Origin of the sequence: Buttiauxella sp. S19-1, assembly GCF_022134725.1 — a bacterium.
GTDB classification, from domain to species: Bacteria; Pseudomonadota; Gammaproteobacteria; order Enterobacterales; family Enterobacteriaceae; genus Buttiauxella; species Buttiauxella ferragutiae.
In genome coordinates this window covers 1-20,803 of sequence record NZ_JAHWLU010000054.1, presented here as the reverse complement: position 1 = coordinate 20,803, position 20,803 = coordinate 1, and the positions used below count along the sequence as shown (strand labels likewise).

At 46.7% G+C, this 20,803-nt stretch carries 11 protein-coding genes and 3 pseudogenes; 11 read left to right on the top strand and 3 right to left on the bottom strand.

Translation table 11 applies throughout. The features are described from left to right. The first annotated feature begins 5 nt into the window (after nt 1-5). The 7 genes from MES37_RS13350 to mzaE all read left to right on the top strand — a co-directional run bounded on the left by MES37_RS13350 (nt 6) and on the right by mzaE (nt 12,054). Entirely contained in the window at nt 6-1,133 is a 1,128-nt protein-coding gene (locus MES37_RS13350) for a PD-(D/E)XK nuclease family protein (RefSeq protein ID WP_237931716.1), read from the top strand. Nucleotides 1,134-1,237: 104 nt separating this feature from the next. Next, entirely contained in the window at nt 1,238-2,419 is a 1,182-nt protein-coding gene (locus tag MES37_RS13345; protein WP_237931714.1) for a restriction endonuclease, read from the top strand. Between the two features lie 434 nt (nt 2,420-2,853). Then, entirely contained in the window at nt 2,854-4,905 is a 2,052-nt protein-coding gene (mzaA, locus tag MES37_RS13340; RefSeq protein ID WP_273694109.1) for an MZA anti-phage system associated sigma-70 family RNA polymerase sigma factor MzaA, read from the top strand. Further along, the gene (mzaB, locus tag MES37_RS13335) at nt 4,902-6,404 is read left to right on the top strand and encodes an MZA anti-phage system associated ATPase MzaB (protein WP_237931710.1); all 1,503 of its coding nucleotides are present in this window, start codon (nt 4,902-4,904) and stop codon (nt 6,402-6,404) included. Before mzaA ends, mzaB begins: the two co-directional genes overlap by 4 nt. Continuing rightward, nucleotides 6,401-9,259: an MZA anti-phage system associated Z1 domain-containing protein MzaC gene (gene mzaC, locus MES37_RS13330; protein ID WP_237931708.1), complete on the top strand. Its 2,859-nt coding sequence runs from the start codon at nt 6,401-6,403 to the stop codon at nt 9,257-9,259. Before mzaB ends, mzaC begins: the two co-directional genes overlap by 4 nt. Further along, nucleotides 9,243-10,271, top strand: a complete 1,029-nt coding sequence (gene mzaD / locus MES37_RS13325; RefSeq protein WP_237931706.1) for an MZA anti-phage system associated PD-(D/E)XK motif protein MzaD — start codon at nt 9,243-9,245, stop codon at nt 10,269-10,271. The genes mzaC and mzaD overlap by 17 nt, the downstream gene beginning before the upstream one ends. Next, a complete protein-coding gene (gene mzaE, locus MES37_RS13320; protein ID WP_237931704.1) occupies nt 10,258-12,054 on the top strand; it encodes an MZA anti-phage system associated AIPR family protein MzaE in 1,797 nt (598 codons plus the stop codon). Before mzaD ends, mzaE begins: the two co-directional genes overlap by 14 nt. A gap of 490 nt (nt 12,055-12,544) precedes the next feature. On the opposite strand, the gene MES37_RS13315 is transcribed toward mzaE, so the two are convergent. Continuing rightward, nucleotides 12,545-12,772: a hypothetical protein gene (locus MES37_RS13315; protein WP_443107141.1), complete on the bottom strand. Its 228-nt coding sequence runs from the start codon at nt 12,770-12,772 to the stop codon at nt 12,545-12,547. Between the two features lie 21 nt (nt 12,773-12,793). Here MES37_RS13315 and MES37_RS13310 point away from each other — a divergent pair. Beyond that, nucleotides 12,794-13,021 (top strand): annotated as a pseudogene (locus MES37_RS13310) (bifunctional DNA primase/helicase); the annotation flags it as partial. Between the two features lie 324 nt (nt 13,022-13,345). On the opposite strand, the gene MES37_RS13305 reads toward MES37_RS13310, so the two are convergent. Further along, complete coding sequence (locus tag MES37_RS13305; protein WP_166642032.1) at nt 13,346-13,588, bottom strand: hypothetical protein; 243 nt, start codon at nt 13,586-13,588, stop codon at nt 13,346-13,348. Between the two features lie 1,497 nt (nt 13,589-15,085). Between MES37_RS13305 and wzz(fepE) the strand changes: the two genes are divergently transcribed. Then, the gene (gene wzz(fepE) / locus MES37_RS13300) at nt 15,086-16,201 is read left to right on the top strand and encodes an LPS O-antigen length regulator Wzz(fepE) (RefSeq protein ID WP_237931702.1); all 1,116 of its coding nucleotides are present in this window, start codon (nt 15,086-15,088) and stop codon (nt 16,199-16,201) included. Between the two features lie 352 nt (nt 16,202-16,553). Here wzz(fepE) and MES37_RS13295 read toward each other — a convergent pair whose 3' ends face one another. Further along, nucleotides 16,554-18,932: a DUF3772 domain-containing protein gene (locus tag MES37_RS13295; protein WP_237931700.1), complete on the bottom strand. Its 2,379-nt coding sequence runs from the start codon at nt 18,930-18,932 to the stop codon at nt 16,554-16,556. A 474-nt stretch (nt 18,933-19,406) separates the two neighbouring features. Between MES37_RS13295 and MES37_RS13290 the strand changes: the two are divergent. Together MES37_RS13290 and MES37_RS13285 are read left to right on the top strand one after the other, a co-directional pair. Beyond that, nucleotides 19,407-19,979 (top strand): annotated as a pseudogene (locus MES37_RS13290) (UPF0149 family protein); the annotation flags it as partial. Nucleotides 19,980-20,441: 462 nt separating this feature from the next. Beyond that, nucleotides 20,442-20,803, top strand: a pseudogene (locus tag MES37_RS13285) (undecaprenyl-phosphate glucose phosphotransferase); the annotation flags it as partial.

The window sequence follows — 20,803 nt, the reverse complement described above, 5'->3', positions numbered from 1 at the left end:
TTGAATTGCATTCTGAAGCGTTGGCTATCGAATTTATTGAACAACTGAAAGGCATCTCGGTTGAGGATGATGTTGAATTCAATTTTTTTGAATTGGGAGGTTCCGGATATCTCGAAAACCCAACAACGGATTTGATGGCTTTGTTTATGGGAGCCCAGAAAATGGTGCCGCCATGGTTGCTAAAAGCATTGTTATGTTGTCTGGATGATTCCCTCGATGTTGATGAAATTGATTTCACCTCTCTGGAATTAATGAGAGAGGCCAGAACAGAGGATGGGAAATATCTTGATATTCTTATCAGACATGATGAATTTATCATAGGTATTGAGCATAAAGTTTTGGCTGATACATATAATCCTTTTCCCAGCTATGTAAGTCTTATTGATAGTTACGGCGGTAACAATCAAAATCTATTTCGTTGTATATTAAAGCCTGATGGTAACTGCGCTAAAGGCGTAGACGGTTGGCAACTTATCAATTATTCACTGCTGCTGGAAACCGCCATCCGACGTCTGGGGTTGGAGATGATGAATCAAGAGTTCAGCAAGTGGACTGTTTTTTATCAGGAGTTTTTAAGTCATCTTAAAAAATTGAGTGAGGTTAGTATGGATAAGGTATCTGATAAAAATGTGGAGTTTGTCACTGAAAATTTCACGGCTTTGATAAAATCGGTTCAATTGCTGGAAATGTACCAAAATGCTATCACCGAGGAAGCTAAATCGGTTGTCTCAGAGGTATTGCCTGATATTCATATTGCAACAGGTATTAATAACTGGAAGGGTTACTATAAAGCAATTCATCTGATGCCCGGATGCTGGGGGCAAGGTAAAACAGGAATTACGTTAGTTTATCGCCCTTCAGAGGATGGACGAGATGAAGCTGAGTTCTACGTATATGGCTGGATACATTCAGATGATTACCCTGAAGTTAATGCACTAAAAGAAGAAATAAGAGTTGCTTTAAGTGCTGGAGATTTCATTCCAACCGCTAGCCCTGAGGACTACGAAGTATCAATTACTGGGAAGGGGAAAGTGCTTGAACTGAGTTTTTGGGGGAACACGAGAAGCAAAAAAGATGCACTGGTTCTTCTTAAGGATATGACGGAGTGGATGGACTCAAAAATAAGAACATAAATTAATATGACTGCGTTATGATGATCTTTTTTAAATTGTGGATTATTAGGCAGGAAATTAAAGTGTCGAATAGTCAGATATTGGAATAAAAGGAGAATATTCAAATGATTTATCAGTGTGATACTTGCAGTAGAACGACTTTTGAGGTTAATTGTCCCTGGTGTAGTGGAGTTTCGCCTGTAAAAACGTCTGCATGGGGTTCAGCATCATCGACCACACAAGCAATAGATATACAACGTATGACACCATTGAATCCATCGTTTTATCCCGAGTTTCAGTATCGTTCAAAAGGTGTGCTGAAAGATCTGTTTGGGAAAAAGAAAGAACAAACTCAGCTTAATCAATTACTTGAAAATGTTCTCGAAAAATACTCCAGTTTAAAAGATCCATATTTTACTAACTTCATTTACACTTCCAGATTCTCACATAATAGTAAATCGGAAGCAGATTTCCCAACAGATAATGGTACATACTCCGAATTACAACTTTTCCGTGAGGTGTTGGTTAGAAAAGGGTTCAATGAGCTTGAGGAATTACCTGAGCTATTAGATAAATTACTCCTTACCACGTCATTTAACGCTCTTTATTATGGTTTCGCGAAGGAAGTTAAACGGCATATTAAATCTACACTTACTGAATCCTTGAAATCATGGATTGAGGAGGCAGGTACCACTTTTCGGGCAGATCTTTCATTATTTCTATTCTATATATGGAGCAATAAAATAGAGTTCTCATCAGTAGAATTCAATGAAAAAGCGGAGGCCACGCCTGGTGTCCCTTTGGTTTTATTTGATGAAGTTAAAAAATACTTGGCTGTGTGCGAACGTATTTATTTTGATATTCTGGTTGATAGATTAGCTACACGCCTTGAGCATTTTAACCCTAATAAATTCGTCACCATGTATTTAGTTGATGCAATGGACGGTTTCCAGTTTGAAGATTTCCTTGTGGAAGTATTCCAGACTATGGGTTATGACGTCAAAGAAACCAAGAGAACTCAAGATCAGGGTGCAGACCTCTTCGTCACTCGATTTGGTAAGGATATGGTTATTCAGGCGAAAAATTATTCTGGTTCTGTAGGTAACTCGGCGGTGCAGCAGGTGATCTCTGCTAAAACGTTCTATGGTTGTGATGAGGCGATGGTTGTGACTAATTCCTACTTCACACGCTCAGCTAAAGAGTTAGCTGAGTCAGCCTTGGTACGACTGATCGACAGGGATGAACTGCAAAAGTATCTGGATGATTACAATCAGAAGATAATCGAAGATTTCCAGTCAAACTCGTAACTGTGCAGTCATATAGATATAGCAAAGGACAGGTAGGCCTCCGTGAGAGGGGGACTTACCTGTGTTGTTCTGAGGTGAGTAAAGCACTTCTGCTCAGTTGGCCAAATTCAGTAAACCACTTCATTCATATGAGACCTAATGGCCTCGTCATCCAGCCAGAAATCCATTGAGCCAAGGTTGAGAAGGGCTTTTTGTAGGTGTGCCAATTGGTGGCTCTGAACTTCTGGTTTACTACATGACTGCATGTGTTGTCAGCAAATGCTTTAACAGGTCCTTCAGCTCAGCAAAAGCTCGATTTTTTCATCAAAGCCCAATTGGCGATGAAGATCACCAAAAATGATATATTGCTTATATATACAGTACCAAATTCGATTTTCTCCCTATAAGATAGATTGCATTTCCGCGGGTGTGGTTTACAAGGAAAGGCTGTCAGCATGCATCGCTCTGTTTCTGAGTTTTATCGCATCCCCCCTTTACTTATTCGGGCGCTAAAAAGCGGGGTCGCCTCCGTGGTGGAGTTTCATCTCAGCAGGGGATTGCCGAAAGATTCACGAGATTCTCTGGGAAATAGCCCATTGATGATTGCGGCCCAGAATGGGCATTTCGCTATTTGCGAAATGTTGTTGTGTGCGGGTGTCGATGTTGAGCATCAAAACAACCTCGGGTTTCGCGCCAGTGACCTCGCGCAGGAGCAAACGCTGCGTGATCTGTTAGCTCGTTATCGGCAATCTCCTCCGCCTGACGGGCAGCAACTAGCAGGAGGGCTAGATGATGAGGCAAACGTTGAGCTTGTAATTGAAGCCGATGTGGAAACAGAACCTCCCGAAACCGAAGACGCAATGGATTTTATGCAGTGGGATGCTGAAATCGAATCGGAACCCGCCGAAGATAATCTGACATTACGACACGCTTCCGCTGAGGCTCAGCAATTATTATCCCGCTATCGCCCGATAGATAACGCTGCTGAGTGGATCGATATCGAACTCTCGCTTCCTGACCCGCCGACGCCAGTTTCTCACTCTCCGCAAAATTATCCCCATTTCTCAACGTTGCTCACTAGTGCACTGGACGCCGGTCGTGTCTCTGTTCGTGACATCCGGTCTGCCGGGGAAGATGATTTCGGAATGCCGTGGCTTGAATTCCGGGTCAGCGTAGAGGCATTGATCAAGGACTTACCTTTGATTGTGGATGGCGATGATGTTTTCCCGAAAAGTGATGCCTGTGGGGAATTAGCGGCGAGTGATGACCTCGAGCCCTGGTTTGACGCTTTCGGTGCATTGCGGCAGTCCGGCATCTTTGAACGTTATCTTGTGGACATTCGCCAATGGGATGTCGTCGATAAAACAAAGGAGGAGCGACTCGGGCAGCGCATGGATACGGCGCTTATCAACTTGATGACGATCCTGGCGAGATTACCCGAAGCAGAATATCTTCAGTTGCTGCATCCGAATTGCCTCCCCGCGACATCGCCTGAGATTACTGAAGAGGAAGACGACGCGGAAGAAGCGGATGAGGAAATCTCTTCCGCAGCCGATGACGATGACGCCATCACCTTTAACGATCTGCTCATTCTGCTGAGAAGTGGGAAAGCTGAAGAGTACCAGGATAATCATATCCCTCGCCCGGAGTACCGTGACCTGCAACAGATAGTCGAGTGCGCCCAAACGCTCATCCCTGATGAATGCCATAATGTGAGTCTGTATGTCAGTAGTTACAGAGACGCTTGGGAGGGATTAATCCACGCCAATTTACGTCTTGTGGTAGCGATTGCGAAAAAACACTGCGGGCGAGGATTAGATATCGAGGACTTAATCCAGGAAGGTAATCTGGGCTTGATCAAGGCCGTTGAAAAATTCGACTATCGGCGTGGATTCAAATTCTCCACTTATGCCTCCTGGTGGATCCGCCAGAAGATCACCCGTGCGATTGCCGATCAGGCGCAGCTTATTCGTTTACCCGTTCACTTCTATGAGCAATTCAGGCGCTGGCGGAGCAGTCGGGATCAGTTGCTGCATCGCCAGGGAATAACGCCCACCCTCAGACTGTTGCAGGAAATGACCGACCTGTCAGAGCGTCAACTTCTTCGGATGGCTAAATATGAAGAACAGACGGCGCTGATTGGTGATTTTCATGACGACGCTCAGGACCGCGAAGCAGCGTTGTCGGGAGACGCGCTGCTGACCCGAAGGGATTTCACCAGTACTCCCGTTCAGTCTCTGGAGTTAAGAGAACATATTTCATCGGTTCTGGATACGCTGTTGCCACGCGAAGCACAGATCATAAAAATGCGTTTTGGCATCGGTATGACGCAAGATTTCACGCTGGAAGAGGTGGGTAAACAGTTTGATGTCACGCGAGAAAGGATACGTCAGATAGAAGCCAAAGCGCTCCGTAAGCTCCGTCATCACAGCCGGGCGTCGAAATTAGGCGGCTTCGTCGAACAGTGGGAAACCGCGTTGAGCGAGATGCAGGAAGAAGAAGAATGACGACCATGCGCCATGCGCCACCGAATGCAGCCATTTTGATCGAAGCTCTGCGAGGGCTCGGCTACAACACCGCCACCGCACTGGCTGATATCATCGACAACAGCATCAGTGCTGGTGCCCGTAAGGTCGATCTGACTTTTCACTGGCGTGAGTCGGATAGCTATATTGTGGTTCGGGATAATGGTTGCGGCATGTCGGCCGCTGAACTGGATGTTGCGATGCGGCTGGGGGTCAAAAACCCGCTGACAAAGCGTCCAGGACACGATCTGGGCCGCTTCGGTCTTGGACTCAAAACCGCCTCCTTTTCGCAATGTCGTCGCCTGACGGTCTCCTCTAAAAAAGAGGGGATAACGACCATCCTGCGGTGGGATCTGGACATTCTCGCCGCCAGTACGGACGACGGTTGGTATTTGCTTGAAGGTGCTGACCCAGGGAGTCAGGAGGCGTTAGCAAATGCGGAACCTGACTCCCACGGTACGGTGGTGCTGTGGGACGTTTTAGACCGAATTGTCACCCCCGGCTACGGTGAGAAAGATTTCCTCAATCTGATGGATGGCGTTGAACAACATCTGGCGATGGTATTTCACCGATTCCTTGAGGGGAACTCTCCCCGACTCACTCTCACCCTCAATGGTCGCAAAATTAAAGCCTGGGATCCCTTTCTCAGCGGGCATCCTTCCAAGCCCTGGCATTCGCCTTCGGCAATGGCGCCAGGCGCTCCTGCCGTGAAGGTGGAGTGTCATGTTCTGCCGCATCAGGATCACCTGACGACGCAGGAGTATCAACAGGCTCAAGGACCGGCAGGCTGGACGGCTCAGCAAGGATTTTATGTATACCGGAATGAGCGATTGCTGGTGGCGGGCAACTGGCTTGGACTTGGAAATCCCCGGGCCTGGACGAAAGATGAAACCCACCGCCTTGCGCGGATCCGTCTGGATATCCCTAATGATGCTGACATAGACTGGAAGATTGATATTCGTAAATCGATGGCGCGCCCGCCGGTTTCGCTGCGTCCCTGGTTAACTCAGCTGGCGCAATCAACACGCGATCGTGCGGTAAGGACATTTGCCAAACGCGGGAAAATGAATAAGCGCAAGCCCGGCGAGGAACTCGTTCATCTCTGGCAGGCGCAGAAGACGTCATCAGGTGTTCGTTACCAGATTTCGTTACAACATCCTGTCATCAGCAATGTCCTTTCGCAGGCTGGTGAGTTATCCCCACAAATTCAGGCCATGCTAAGACTGATTGAGGAAACCGTTCCGGTTCAGCAAATCTGGCTTGATACGGCTGAGACAAAAGAGACGCCGCGGACAGGCTTTGAAACCGCGCCGCCCGCAGAGGTGTTATCCGTATTGCAGGTCATGTACCAGACCCTGGTTGGTCAGCAGGCGATGTCACCGGCGCTGGCGAAACAGCATCTGCAAAATATGGAACCTTTCGATAATTATCCCGAATTAATTGCACAACTCCCCGACGATCAACAAGAGAAATCGCTATGAGTCTGAATCCCCTGGATGACACGCAACTGAGTGTATTGCAGATTGTGCAAACGCTCCTGCAAGGCCAGGATAAAAGCACGATCACCCCTGGCATTCTGCGCCAACATATTGACATGGTTTGTCAGATGAAACCGGAGTGGAGCCGGCTTGATAACCGGGAGATTCTGGTCGAAGAGTTGATCCGCCGTTATAGCATCTGGATGGGCGAAGATACTTCTCTGAGTAATGATGAAGGACATCAACCTTGGCTGACCGCAGATGCGAAACGCGAGTGGCGCTACTGGCATCGATATCGCCAATGGCTTGGTAAAACGATGCCCTGGGGAGTCCTGGATACCCTTGACCGTTCAACGGATCGTGTTCTGGGATTACTTGAGCAGCCAGGGCGGGAAGGGCGCTGGGACCGGCGTGGTCTGGTGGTCGGCCATGTTCAGTCGGGGAAAACCAGCCACTATACCGGTCTAATCTGTAAAGCCGCGGATGCGGGATATAAGATAATCATTGTGCTTGCGGGTTTGCATAATAACCTCCGCTCGCAGACCCAAATGCGTCTGGATGAAGGATTTCTTGGCTACGAGACGAGTCCACTCAGAGAAAAAGTGACCATCATTGGGGTGGGCGATATTGATAGCGATCCCGTCATTCGTCCCAATTACGTCACCAACCGATCTGAAAAGGGCGACTTCAGTGCCGGAGTGGCTAAGAATCTGGGAATCAGCCCCGAGCAACGGCCCTGGCTGTTCGTGGTAAAGAAAAATAAATCTATTCTGAAACGCCTGCATACCTGGATTGAGAACCATGTTGCCACCAGCGTTGACCCCGTCACCGGAAAGCGTTTTGTTTCGGAATTACCGCTGCTGATGATTGATGATGAAGCGGATAATGCCTCAGTTGATACGGGGGAAATCGTCTACGATGACGATGGAAAACCGGATGCTGAACATCAGCCAACGGCAATCAATAGCCTGATTCGTAAGCTTTTGATGCAGTTCAGCCGTAAGGCGTATGTCGGCTATACTGCCACGCCCTTTGCCAATATTTTTATTCACGAGAGCAATGAAACGCGTGATGAAGGCCCGGATTTGTTCCCTTCCGCCTTTATCATTAACCTCGGCGCACCTTCTAATTACATCGGCCCGGCGAGGGTATTTGGTCGGGCCGCCGCGGAAGGGCGGACCGGTGAACTGCCTTTGATCAGGCGGGTGAGCGATCATTGCAGCGATGACGGAAAAAGAGGGTGGATGCCGGTTTCTCATAAGAGCTCGCACTATCCCACGCTCGATACGCTAACCCATTTCCCGGACTCGTTAAAACACGCCATCGATAGCTTTTTGCTGGCGTGCTGTGTCAGAGAATTACGCGGTCAGGGAGATAAACACAGTTCGATGCTGGTCCATGTGACCCGCTTCAATAAAGTGCAATCGGTCGTTTATGAGCATATTGACGCCTACATTCAGGACGTGAGACAGCGACTGACGCGAAGGATTGGACACGAGCCTTTTTTACATCAGCTTGAATCACTCTGGCAGGCCGACTTTTTGCCGACTGGTCAGACGATTCGCGACGCCATGCCGCAGCAGATTCCGGACGACGCCTTTGCGTGGCGGGAGATCGTCGACAAGCTGTATACCGTGATCGAAAACGTGTCGGTACGAATGATAAACGGAACGGCGAAGGATGCGCTTGATTATTCGGACAGTGCGACAGGCTTAAAAGTCATTGCGATTGGCGGAGACAAACTGGCTCGAGGGCTAACGCTTGAGGGATTATGCACCAGTTATTTCTTACGCGCCTCCCGCATGTATGACACGTTAATGCAGATGGGGCGCTGGTTTGGCTATCGACAGGGATATCTGGATGTATGTCGGCTGTATACCACCGATGAGCTGATTGAATGGTTTGAGCACATTGCGGATGCCTCAGAAGAGCTGCGGGAAGAGTTTGACAATATGGTCGCCAGCGGCGGAACCCCGCGTGATTTCGGGCTAAAAGTGAAATCACACCCCGTGTTAATGGTGACATCCCCCTTAAAAATGCGTAGCGCGCGCTCACTATGGCTCTCTTTCAGTGGCACGGTGGTCGAAACGATTTCGTTGTTTAAAGAACCGGAGTACCACAAGCGTAACTACGCGGCCTTCCAGCATCTGACCGGGCGTGTCGGTTCTGGCGCGCCGATCCCTGAGAGACGGCGCGCAGAGAAGATTGAAAAATGGAAAGGGGTCATTTGGCAAAACGTCTCTCCCGAGCCGATCATTGATTTCTTAACGGAATATGAAACCCACGCTCAGGCCAGGAAAGCCAACAGCAAACTGCTGGCGGATTTCATTACGCGGATGAATCGTGTTGATGAACTCACCCAATGGACGGTGGCGGTGATAGGGGGGGGCGTCGATCGTCGTCATGCTGTCTGTGGCTTCCCCGTCCCGCTTATGATGCGTAAAGCGTCTGAGGGGGTCACTGACCGCTATTCTATTGGCCGTTTACTTTCCCCACGCGATGAAGGGATTGACTGCGATGAATCGACCTGGCTTGCCGCGCTGGCCGAAACGCAGCGTATTTTTCATGCCGATCCCGGACGCAATGAAGGGCGAGAGGAGCCCGTCATTCCTGGTGGCGTAGTACTGCGTCGGATCAAAGGATTTGGCATAAACGACATCCCGGCACAGCGTCAAAAAGGGCTACTGCTCATTTACTTACTGGACCCGCAACAGGCGTTGTCGGCAGCGGAATATCAGGACGATGCCTTGCCGGTGGTGGCTTTTGGCATCAGTTTTCCGGGAAGCCGCAGTGGGGTAACGGTGGAGTACAAAGTGAACAACGTACTGTGGGAGCAAGAGTATGGTGCGGCTGAGTAAAGATGATCTGCTGGCGGCCTGGAAAGCCTTAGATCGATCTCAGATAGACGAACAGCCCGGCGCTCAGGGCTGGCGCGGGATTCGGCTTTTTACGCACCAGGGCTGTAGCTTTCATGCCGGGCGTCGTCAGCCTGATAATGAAGAAATGCTGATTGCCGTGTTTCCTCATCCTCTTTCGCCGGGGTCGACGGCGCTGCCGTCCTGTAAAGGATTTCGCGTTGAGATGACCGGAACAGAGGAGGGGCGGCAGAACGGTTTGATGATCCGTCGTCAGCAAACGGGGAATGCGGATGTCTTTACGACGATGATTCTGGATATTCTCCATTCGCTCCTGAACGTTTCTGAACCGCGTCTGTTTGAAACCCTGCTCCGTCGGATTCGTTTATGGCAGGCGTTTATGGAGCGCGATACCCGTCCACTCAGTCATGAAGAAGAAGTGGGGTTAATCGGGGAATTGACGTGTCTGGAGCGGTTAATCGAGAGCGGTCTTGCGCCGTCAACGGCAGTCGAAGCATGGGTAGGACCGCAGCATGGCCTACAGGATTTTGAACTCGATGAACGCGCCATTGAGGTAAAAAGCACCACAGCAGAGCAGGGCTTTTGCGTAACCATCCACGCGCTTGAACAACTGGACTGGCAGCGGCCTGGCTCGCTCATGTTGTGCGGTTTGCGCTTCAGCGAGCATCCCACCGGCGCGACCCTGAATGACCTCATTTACCGTCTTCGTCAGCGGTTTGAGGGAAACGCTCCGGCGGCCTGTCTTTTTGAGGGATCGCTTTGTCACGTCGGATATTTCACTGAACATGCTGAATTCTATACACGTCATTTCTTGCTGACAGAGGCGTTTGCACTTCCGATTGAAGCGGATTTTCCCTCTTTGACGCATGCCAATGTCCCGTTGCCGGTGGTGAGTGCGTGCTATCAACTCGAACTCCAGACACTTATTCCTCAGGCTCAAAATTTTAACCATTGCTTGTCAGACTTTGCAGGATTACCGCATGGAACTTATTGATTTTTTACGTCAAACGCAGAACGAGATTCGCAAGGAATATCAGGATCAAATGGCTCAGCCTGGGGTTGAGTCGCCTTTTCCGGAACTGATTTTTACCGATATTGTTATGCGTCATATGGCCGATATCGGCATGACATTCGATGATGCCGAGACGTGTCACTTTATGGCGAAAGTCGGTGGACACAATGTGCGTCTCAGCGGTTATGCCTTCTCAGAAGATGGCGATCAACTTGACCTTTTTGTCAGCATTTATCACGGTAGCGACGAGCTTTGTCACGTCCCGGATGCTGAGACAAAAGCGATTGCCGGTCACTGCATTCAATTTTTGCAGAAGTGCGTTGACGGTAAATTATCATCCACGCTCGATCAGTCCAATGATGCCTGGCAACTGGTGACGACCATCGAACAGTCCTACACGGAACTGGAGCAAATCAGAATTTATGTTCTGACCGATGGTCAGGTGAAAACCCGCTGGTATCAGTCCCGCTATGTGGCCGGTAAAACCATTAAATTAGAGGTTATGGACATTGTCCGCCTGTTTAACCACTGGCAGGAAGGTAAGCCACGCGACGAACTGCAGGTTAATTTTGATGAGGTGGCGGGGGGCGCACTCCCCTGTGTCTGGATCCCGGATGAAATGGGTGAATATGATTATGCGCTGACGGTGGTTCCGGGCGAGACGCTGCGATTTATCTATGAAAAATATGGCAACCGGATTCTGGAAGCGAACGTTCGCTCATTTCTGAGCCAGACGGGGAAAGTCAACAAAGGGATTCGTGACACTTTACGCGAGCAGCCTGAGCGTTTTATGGCTTATAACAACGGCATTGTGATTGTTGCCGATCAGGTCAGGCTTGGCGAAGCGCCGGGAGGTGGTCCTGGTATTGCGTGGATGCAGGGGATGCAGATTGTCAACGGTGGGCAGACGACGGCTTCTATGTTTTTCACCAAAAAGAAATTCCCGGCAACCAATCTGCGTAACGTGCGTGTACCCGCAAAAGTCATTGTGCTGAAACAGACGAATAATGCACAAGAAGAGATGCTAATTGCGGATATTTCGCGCTTCTCGAATAGCCAGAATAAAGTCAATATTTCCGATCTGTCAGCCAATCGACCGGTACATGTACAGCTGGAAAAAATGGCAAACACGGTGTATTGCCCGGACGGATACAGCCGTTGGTTTTACGAGCGAGCGAACGGCAGTTATAAGGTTATGCTGGAACGGGAAGGTAAAACACCCGCTGGAATCAAACGGTTAAAAGACGCGATTCCTGCCTCTCGCCGGATAACGAAAACAGATTTCGCAAAATATCATTGTGCCTGGCTCCAGCGTCCGGATTTAGTCAGCCTCGGCGGACAGAAGAACTTTGCCGCATTAATGACGATGATCGACAAGGATACTGAGCGTTATGGGGATGAACTGAACATTGAGAGTTTTAAAAATTACATCGCGCAGGCCATTATTTATAAGAAAGCCTATAAGTTGATTAATTCACTTTTCCCCGCATTTAAGGCGAATATTGCCGCCTATACCGTGGCCGCCTATTCACATCTTTATGGCAACCAAACGGATCTGGCAGAGATCTGGAATCAACAGGGCATTGAGGAAACGATGGGCAACCGCCTTGTCAGCTTAGCCCATCGGGTGAATAGTCTTCTGAACGAATCCGCGAATGGCAGGATGATTTCAGAGTGGGCGAAGAAGCCTGAATGCTGGGAGTATGTGCGCAGCAAAATCTATTTCTCCGCACATGGAAAAATGGAAGACCACATGAGTAGTTAAATTGTCCACTGAGTTCATGATCGAAGCCCCGCGTGTGTGTTATGGGTTGCTCGTAGCGGGGCTTTGTTGAATAAACCGAACTTTTTCTTAGTTGAAGACTTAGATTACACATCATCTTACAACGCCGGTAGCCCCATGGCGCTTCACATCATCATTATTTAAAATATTCTCAGGCAGGAAACTGTTCTCCTGTGCTTTTTCTGTGCTCAACGTTATCCAAGTCTATCTATTTACTGCCAATTACAGTAAAATGAGTAAACAATTACAGCAAAGTTTCGCAATGCACTGCTATGTAACTCATTGATTCTGCGTAGAATTTAAAATCCCTCGGCGTTCGCGCTGTGCGGGTTCAAGTCCCGCCCCGGGCACCATGGGAATAAAAGCTATAAAATCAATGATAAAGCAGTGTCGTGGAAACCACCTTCGGGTGGTTTTTTACTTTCTAAAAACCACTTTTCATAATTTCACTTCATAATATTCTGTTGTCCTCTCACCACCGGAACGATCGCAATTTTTTGTCATAGCGAGCTGTCTGCTCCACATTTTTATGACCAGAGATTGCCTGTTTCTCGTAAAGATTCTCTTTCAGATCCGAAATGTCTTCTTTCGCTTTTCGCCACCGGCTATTAAATCCATCCCTGGTGTATTTATTGCCCGCTGGCTGGTGGATGATGTAGAGGCGGCTCATTCCTGAATTAAGCGGTAGCTCTTTTGCCATGCTGATTGCAGCCGTTACCCGCCGTACATCCGTAACGGTGAGTTGCTCCAGGTAAAGCGCATTGGCATTGCACGGCCAAACGGCAATAAATTGATTATGGCAGAAGCTGACTGCGAGCCATGCCTTTTCGGCTGGTAGGCACTTGACGCTAAAGCGCGTTCGGTTGTGATTTGTGAAGGTGAGATCGATTACATGACTTATACCCAGCTCGGCATAAATTCGCTGTCAGTGCCGTTCGGAGGTGGGAAGCCTTTCTATGATGTGCTGGTGAAGGAGTGCTACCTTGCGGAAGGGCAGGCCGAAAAAGCATTTGAGGCACTAATTAAAAATTGAGAGATGTGCACAATGTTTTGCCTTTTCACCTTAAAAAGGTTGATTTTATCCGAAGTTGTCGTGTAGCACGCTAGTGCGTGGGAAGTTGTTAATACCGCCATACACACATGAATCCTCGCTTCGGCGGGGTTTTATCTTTTCCGTGGGGTAAAATGAAGTCGCACACCGGACAGCGCCGGGATACCGATACCTGAGCGAGTTCAGTCATCGGTACAGAGTTCATTGCTTTCAATTGTGTATCTATGGGAAATCTACCGGTGTGGAGGCGGTCGTCCAGTCAAGGGTAATCGAAAAACCATTCTCTGCGCTGTCGATAGTGACAATGTAGCCTGCTGAAACGAATGAGTGAATGAGTTCGTTAAGATAACGCTGAGCACCACCATTTGCGGTGACTGGGTATTGTTCCCTGGAGAAAAAACAAGACAGAGAACCCAGCTTATGTAGCTTCGGGTCCCTTAACCCTCTGACAAGTTTACTTGCCATCATCTTTTTTTCCACTTCGGATTGCTGAGTCACGTTACACATGTTTTTTTCATAAGTTTGCCGCAGAAAACGGGCATTGGGTATAATCATTTATTTTAACATTCTTTTTTCAGTAACCTGAGAGCCATCAAAGGCAAATGGTATTTTTGCCATTCATCATCGTGTAAAGAGAAACCTTTGTGAGCGGACAGGCATTAAGTGTTCTGTTTTAGTTTTCGTAAACATACATACCTACAATGTCCGTATCCCGACGAATGATACGCGAAGTTTGAAGCAGAATGGAAAGGGAAGATGTGTTGTAAATGCAGTAATGTGTCTATTTTTAAATACATTACTTCTTGATGTAGAGTCGGAATATTAGATCGCAACGGATGCGGTCTGACATATTTCGATGATGATGTGCTGACCTCCTTAGCAGTCTTCATCATATTATAATGCAGGTGGTGAATAGAGTGCAGAGCATGAAATTATGCACCTCAGTAATTTGTGTTGAGCTAATAGGTAATCGAATTTGTTAAATTAATGAGGGACATGGTTAAAAAAATATCCATTCATAAGCAGGTAAATAATGAGGGTCGCGGTGGTGATATATATAGCCATGGCAAGCTGTACTAAATGGTTTTGTTTTATTTTTAAACCAAAAAATTTTAATATTTTATTTTCTTGATACATCTCGTTACCTGTTGTTGCGGGTTGTAAAGTTAAGTTGTGGTATAAACACACTCTCACTTTAATATTCTCAATAGCCACATAATACCAGTAAGATATTTAAGCTGGGATTTTATGCGGCGGCATCCCTGTGCTGATGTTTTGTATGCCTGCTATGCATTAAGTTATTTATTTTTTACACACTTATAAAGTGAAGGTGCGAATTGTGAATGGTGTTCTTGAAAAATTCATCGTGGAAAACATTTATTTTAAAATGTGTTTTTTATGGAATTGTTTTTTGAATATGTTAATAACAAGTTCCAGAGGTATTAGTTAGGGTTGCCCTACAAATGTTTTGCTAATACTTTAAACGGCACCGCTACGTCTGGCCAGTCACTTGAATAGAAGTAATCACATTATCGCCACACTTGAGAGTATTTAATGAAAATTTTGAACTTTCAACACTTTCTACTGATGAAGCTTACACACTCTGTAATAAAAATAATTTATGGTAAAACAAAAACGCGCTAAAAATTTCGATTTAAATACCTTGAGTAATACAGGGATGTGCCATGACACCTGCGACCTGCGACCTGCTGACCTGCTGATTAACACACCTCGATGTTAATCATGTCTTCATAAGCCACTACACTAAAAGCATTTAATTTTTAAGCGAATTGCGCCGCTTACATATTGTGTGCTGTACATTTTATTTATGTTTCAACGAGACAACAAATGGCTCCAATGATCTATTGTTCTAATCTGTTGAATTTAAAATGCTAATTGACCATGCGAGAATCTTATATATCTACGCAACTGATTTTTTAAAAAGGAATTAACGGTAAAACCATGTCGTCTATCGAAGTAAAAGCCAACCAGTCAGAAAATGTTTTCCCTTATCAGTTCCCCCCTCATCGTGAGGAGATTGACCTACTGGAGATATTGGCAACCTTGTTTGCAGCCAGAAAGCAGATAGTTGTCATCATGTTTCTCTTTGCCCTGGCTGGCCTGGCTGCCAGTTTCCTGATCCCGCAAAAATGGACCAGCCAAGCCATTGTTACCAAATCTGAAAAAAAGCAGGTAATTGAACTGACTCACTCGGTGACAAATATGGCAGCGCTGGGCGTAGACGTGAAAGTTGAAGTGGACAGCATCTATAATACGTTTTTGAAAATGTTTGATTCTCAAGAGTTGCGTGGAGAATTTCTTGCTCAATCGCCTTATGTTAAGGCGCTGTTGGACAATAAAGAAGTTAATAAGAGTGAGCTGAACCGGGCGATTACCATTGTGTCGGGGAATTTTAAGTCCCAGAACAACAGTGATCCGAAAAATACAGATAGCGCACCTTATTCTTCCTGGACCCTGAGCTTCACAGCCCCTGATGCCAATGACGCTCAGCAGCTGCTGGAAAACTATATTCAATTTATTGTCGCCAAAGTGAAGAAAAAAGTGATGGAAGATCTGAAAAACTCTATCGATCTAAAAATTTCGACAGAGAAAAGTAAGCTGGCATTAGAACGCGCGTATCTTGAAAATCAGCATCATATCAAGGTGCAACGCCTTGTTTACTCTCTACAAGTAGCCAACGCTGCAGGGATCAAAAAACCGGTCTACAGCAATGGTCAGTCGGTCAAAGACGATCCTGATTATTCTGTTGCACTGGGTGCTGATGGTTTAACTGAAAAGCTCAAGATTGAGAAATCCATTAACGATGTCGCTGAACTGAATGCACAACTGCAGAACAGTGAGCATTTGTTAACTCAGCTTAAAGCGATTCATCTCGGTGATGTTAATTTCACGCCGTACACTTATCAGATGCAACCTTCTTTGCCGGTGAAAAAAGATGGCCCGGGTAAATCCTTAATTATTGTTCTTGCAGCGCTTCTGGGCTTATTGGTTGCTTCGGGTATGGTATTGGTGCGTCATGTGATGGGGAACCGCATGGAAAAGGAACAGCTGATCTAAGACCTTTTTTACGTTTTATGAATTAATGGCTCCCAGAGGGAGAGGGAGCCATTGTTGTTTGTAGCTTCGTCTCATTCAGACGATATCCAGTTTCTGGCTACTTAGCGTCGGTGTTCCCGCCATATTCCTTCTTCAACCTATTACGTTGTGTCATTGGTAGTTAGGAGGTTCGCCTTTATTCTGGATAAGTAGTCAAAAGTAGGGAATATCCGATGCATACGCTTTGTCAGTTTGGCAAGTATGATGTCTTTGGCACCCGGTAAACCTTCCACATGCGATTTGCTTCCCGTCCTGCCTTTAGCTGGTCGTCCGTGACCGGCTTGATTAGATTCTTTATGTGACTAACCGAAGATCATTTTTGTGACTGGCTCAGGTCGACACCCGCGTTACGTAGCATTTTAAGTATTTCGTATAGAAGGTCACTGCGCGTTGAGCCGACAATACGCGGACTGATGACATAACCGGTCACGCTCAGCACAATGCCATTCGGCCCCAACTCCTTAAAACTCACTGATGGTGCAGGGGCTTCAAGAATCGATTCATGCTGACGATAAGCATCCAGCAATAAGGTACGAACCTGTTCTGGATCGATATTCAGCGGGAAGGTGAGGGTGATAGTCGCGACACCCTGTGCATTACCCATTGTGGCATTACGCACATTTTGCGAGATAAGCTGCGAGTTTGGCACAATCACCGTGGATTTATCACTGAGCTGGATCTCAGTGGCGCGAACGTTAATACGGCGAATATCTCCTTCAACCCCACTGATGCTGATCAAATCACCCACTTTCACCGGGCGCTCAGTCAACAGAATCAGACCGGAGATGAAGTTCTTCACAATCTCTTGCAGACCGAAACCGATACCGACCGATAAGGCACTGACTATCCATGCCAGTTTGTTCCACTCGATGCCAAGCATAGAGAAGGTCAGCATGATGATTAACACATAGCCAATGTTGGCAAACAGTGTCACCAACGAGGCACGCATCCCGCGGTCCAGCTTGGTTTTTGGCAGAAAATCTTTATCCAGCCAGCGACGCGTAGACCGTAATACATATAAGCCGACGACAAGGCACAGCAAGGCATTCATCACCCGGGAAGGGATAATATTTGAGCCTTCGAGTCCTTTTCCACCCCATATCTCTGCAACGTTGTTGAGTAACTCAAGAGGTGTGGTACTACCGAAAGTGCCATTTATCAGTGCAACCGTGGCCAGCAGCAGCAGCAGGGTTTTACCTAAACCGGTGAACAGTGTGTCGGCAAGTGACAGATGTCGGTCGTTGACGCTCAATGAGCTTTTGAGCATTTTCCCGCAATAGGTGGTCGGCGAAAATACGATGTCACAAAGATCCACCACAAAGTTGGCTAGCAGATACCAGCAACTCAGAACCAGTCCTATCCATAACAATTCAAAGCTAATAAAACGTGCTAGTGGGATATAGCCAATTAACAAGCTAAGTAGAATCACCATTGACGTGAGGCTTATTGCCAGATGAATAAGCCCGGCAATGGTTGATCGTACTTCAGATTCTTCACCCTCATCACGCATCATACGGCGTATGCGGTTGACCCGCAGCGGGGCGACCACGCCGATTATCCCGACCAGCAAGGCCAGCAGGCCATTACCCAACAGCGTCAACTCGATGCTTGCCCCCACCAGGGCATTCAGTTGCTCGAATGTGCCGAAGATAAAGATAGAGGTTGCCAGTATGGCTGGAAACGGAGCCAGGATTTTTACGACGGGATCAGCAATACCAGGTAAACGCCAGGAAGGTTGGCGGTGAGAGAGTAACGAGATCCCTAAAGCGGCAACCAACGATGAAAAATAGGTTAACCCTACCAACTGTCCGGCAAACTCATGCACCCAAAGCGAGGTTACGGGCAAACGAGTAAAAATATGGCACAGCAGTTGAACGCAGATCCCCAGCGTTAACAGGCACTCGAGGACGGTGACTGAGGCCAGGAAACTACGGCGAAAACGGCCCTGTGGCAGTACATGCAACAAGATCCAGTTGATAGGTTTATCCAGCACTCTGCGGCCGAATAAACCTATCGTTAGTGCCAGTAGCAAATAGACAGCAGAACCTATCTGCCACTCTTTGTCCCACGCTTGCTGCCAGGCATCACGCAGTTGTGACGAGAATTTGTTGAACCGTGCGACATCCTGATCGCTTGGGTTGAGCAGTGGCGTCCAGAATGCTTCACCTAACAGTGTTCCTGTGTTCAGTGCTATCTGGGTTTTTAGTGCACCGCGTCGCATTTCATCAATTTGCGCTGATAGATTTTGCGCACCAATGGCGATGACTTTGGCCTGCTCAATTTGTGTGGTGAGCAATGCCTTGCTGCTGTTTAAGCTTTTACGTTGGCTCACCACCTGGGTGGTTTCTGTTAACGTGCCGTTCGTGGGAGCGGGGCCTAATACCTCAAGTTGCGCCACGACTTGCGCCAGTTGTGGTTCCAGCGTTGCCATCAGTTGCTCGGTATCATTGGCGAGTAACTGGGCATCATTATTCAGACTGGTGAACTGTTTATCGGTTTTTGCGGTAGAAACCTGCTGTTTAAGCAAGTCCAGCCGTTGTTGTAGCTTTGGTAATATGCTGCTGGAATCAACCTTAACCGATGCTTGCTCGATGGACGGTTCGACGCTTTCATTCGCCCAACTCGTAGATTGGGCGAACAACAGATATGAAAAACATACCAGTAACAGGGATATTCGTAATCTTTTTTGCATAGAAAGCGGCGCTCAGGAATGCGAAAACATTGATGTCAGGGGATAAACAGCTAAGGAAACTTATTCGTCAGAAGAGGCATGCGACAAGTGCTTGATTCAATAGTTGAATAATGAATCTGTGTCACATTAACGGTAAGTTACTATCTGGATTTTACATAAATTCGAGATATGGATCACTATTATTGCCTCATCAAAGCGGAAAAAACCTTGTTGATGCTGATAATTACTTTATTTATTAGTGTGATATTAGTGGTGAAATTTTCTGTGCGAATTACGGAGCGATAAAGGTTAATCAGGTTGCCAGTAATGGAGGCTAAACGGTTGTTCTTTATGTAATTTACATATTCATCATATCCTTCCTGATAAAAACTTCATTTTTAGGTTAAAGTCGCTGCAATTCACAGGCCGAACAGAGCATAAAAGTCTGCCTGCTAAATTCGAATTAAAAATCAATCACTTTTTGGAGAACACAGTATGAATCATGGGCCGCTAAACGAAGAAGAACTGGAATGGCTGGATGACACTCTCACCAAATACGGGAGTGATGATTCCGTACTGGATGTCTCTGAACTGGATGGGATGTTAACCGCGATTCTTTCTGCACCGAAGATGATTACGCTTGCCGACTGGCAAGCAGCAGTGTGGGGTGGTGAAAAGCAACTTCCGCATTGGGAAAGCGCACAAGAACAGCAGCGCTTTAACGAGCTTGCTTCTCAGCATATGAATGATATTGCAGAACGTCTGTGCCATGCACCTGATCAGTTCGAGCCACTGTTTGGTTATCGAGAAGTGGACGGAAATGATTACACCATCGTTGAAGAGTGGTGTTTTGGCTACATGCGCGGTGTCGCGCTAAGTGGCATTACAGCTTTGCCAGAAACACTGCAAGGCGCGCTGGAGGCGATAGCATTACATGGTGAAGAAGCCAATATCGCTAAGCTGGAACAGATGACCGAAGAAGAATATGAAACGAGTCAGGCAGCTATTGGGCCAGCAGCACTGGAATTACATCGTTATTGGCAAGCACAGTCTGCGACAGAAACCGTTCATTAATCACACTTTTTAAAATATTTATTTCACAAACAAAGTATTCACTAAGCGAATACTTTGTTTGCTTTAATTTCCGCTAAACCATTCCTCCCAACGAACCTAAGTTAAATAGCAGCCTAAAAAACTGATCTAACTTATCTATACAAAACAAATACCTGACTACCCGTAACGCCCTTCATCAGCTAAATGTTGCCACCTTAGTTGAATGAAGTTATCTTTTACAATTCATAACAATCTTACATCGTATTCTTTACACTTATGGTATAATCAAAGCGGGAAAGGACTATATCAATAATCATAATTCGACTAAGCGCGAGTCTAACAATGCTGAGAAATTCGCTGAAATTTACCCATGGAGGGTATCCAGTATTTATTAAGTTAGTTGATTTCATTTGTATTAACTCGATTTTAATATTGAGCGCCTTGCTATTATCGATGGAATCAACTAGCACTGTATTAATGTTCAGCATTCTCTTCTCTACCGCGTTTTTACTATTTGGTGAATATACCGAGCTTTATCTACATCGACCTAAAAACTGGAGTGTGCGTGGCCAGTTGCGTTTGATCTTATGTTCCTTCTTTACTGTTGTTTTTGTTGAAGTTATTAGGTTTTTATCTGGTGGTTTGCAATCAGTGGGTTATTTAAACGCGCTGGAAAATAAGTTTGTTCCTGTAACTCTATTTTGGTATGCGATTCCTCTTTTTTTACTTTATTTAATCCATTTATTTATTCTCAAGAAATCAACGAAAAAGAACATTCGCGTAGCTATTGTTGGGGTGACATCTAACGGGCTGGCCGCAGAAACTGCATTGCTCAAAGA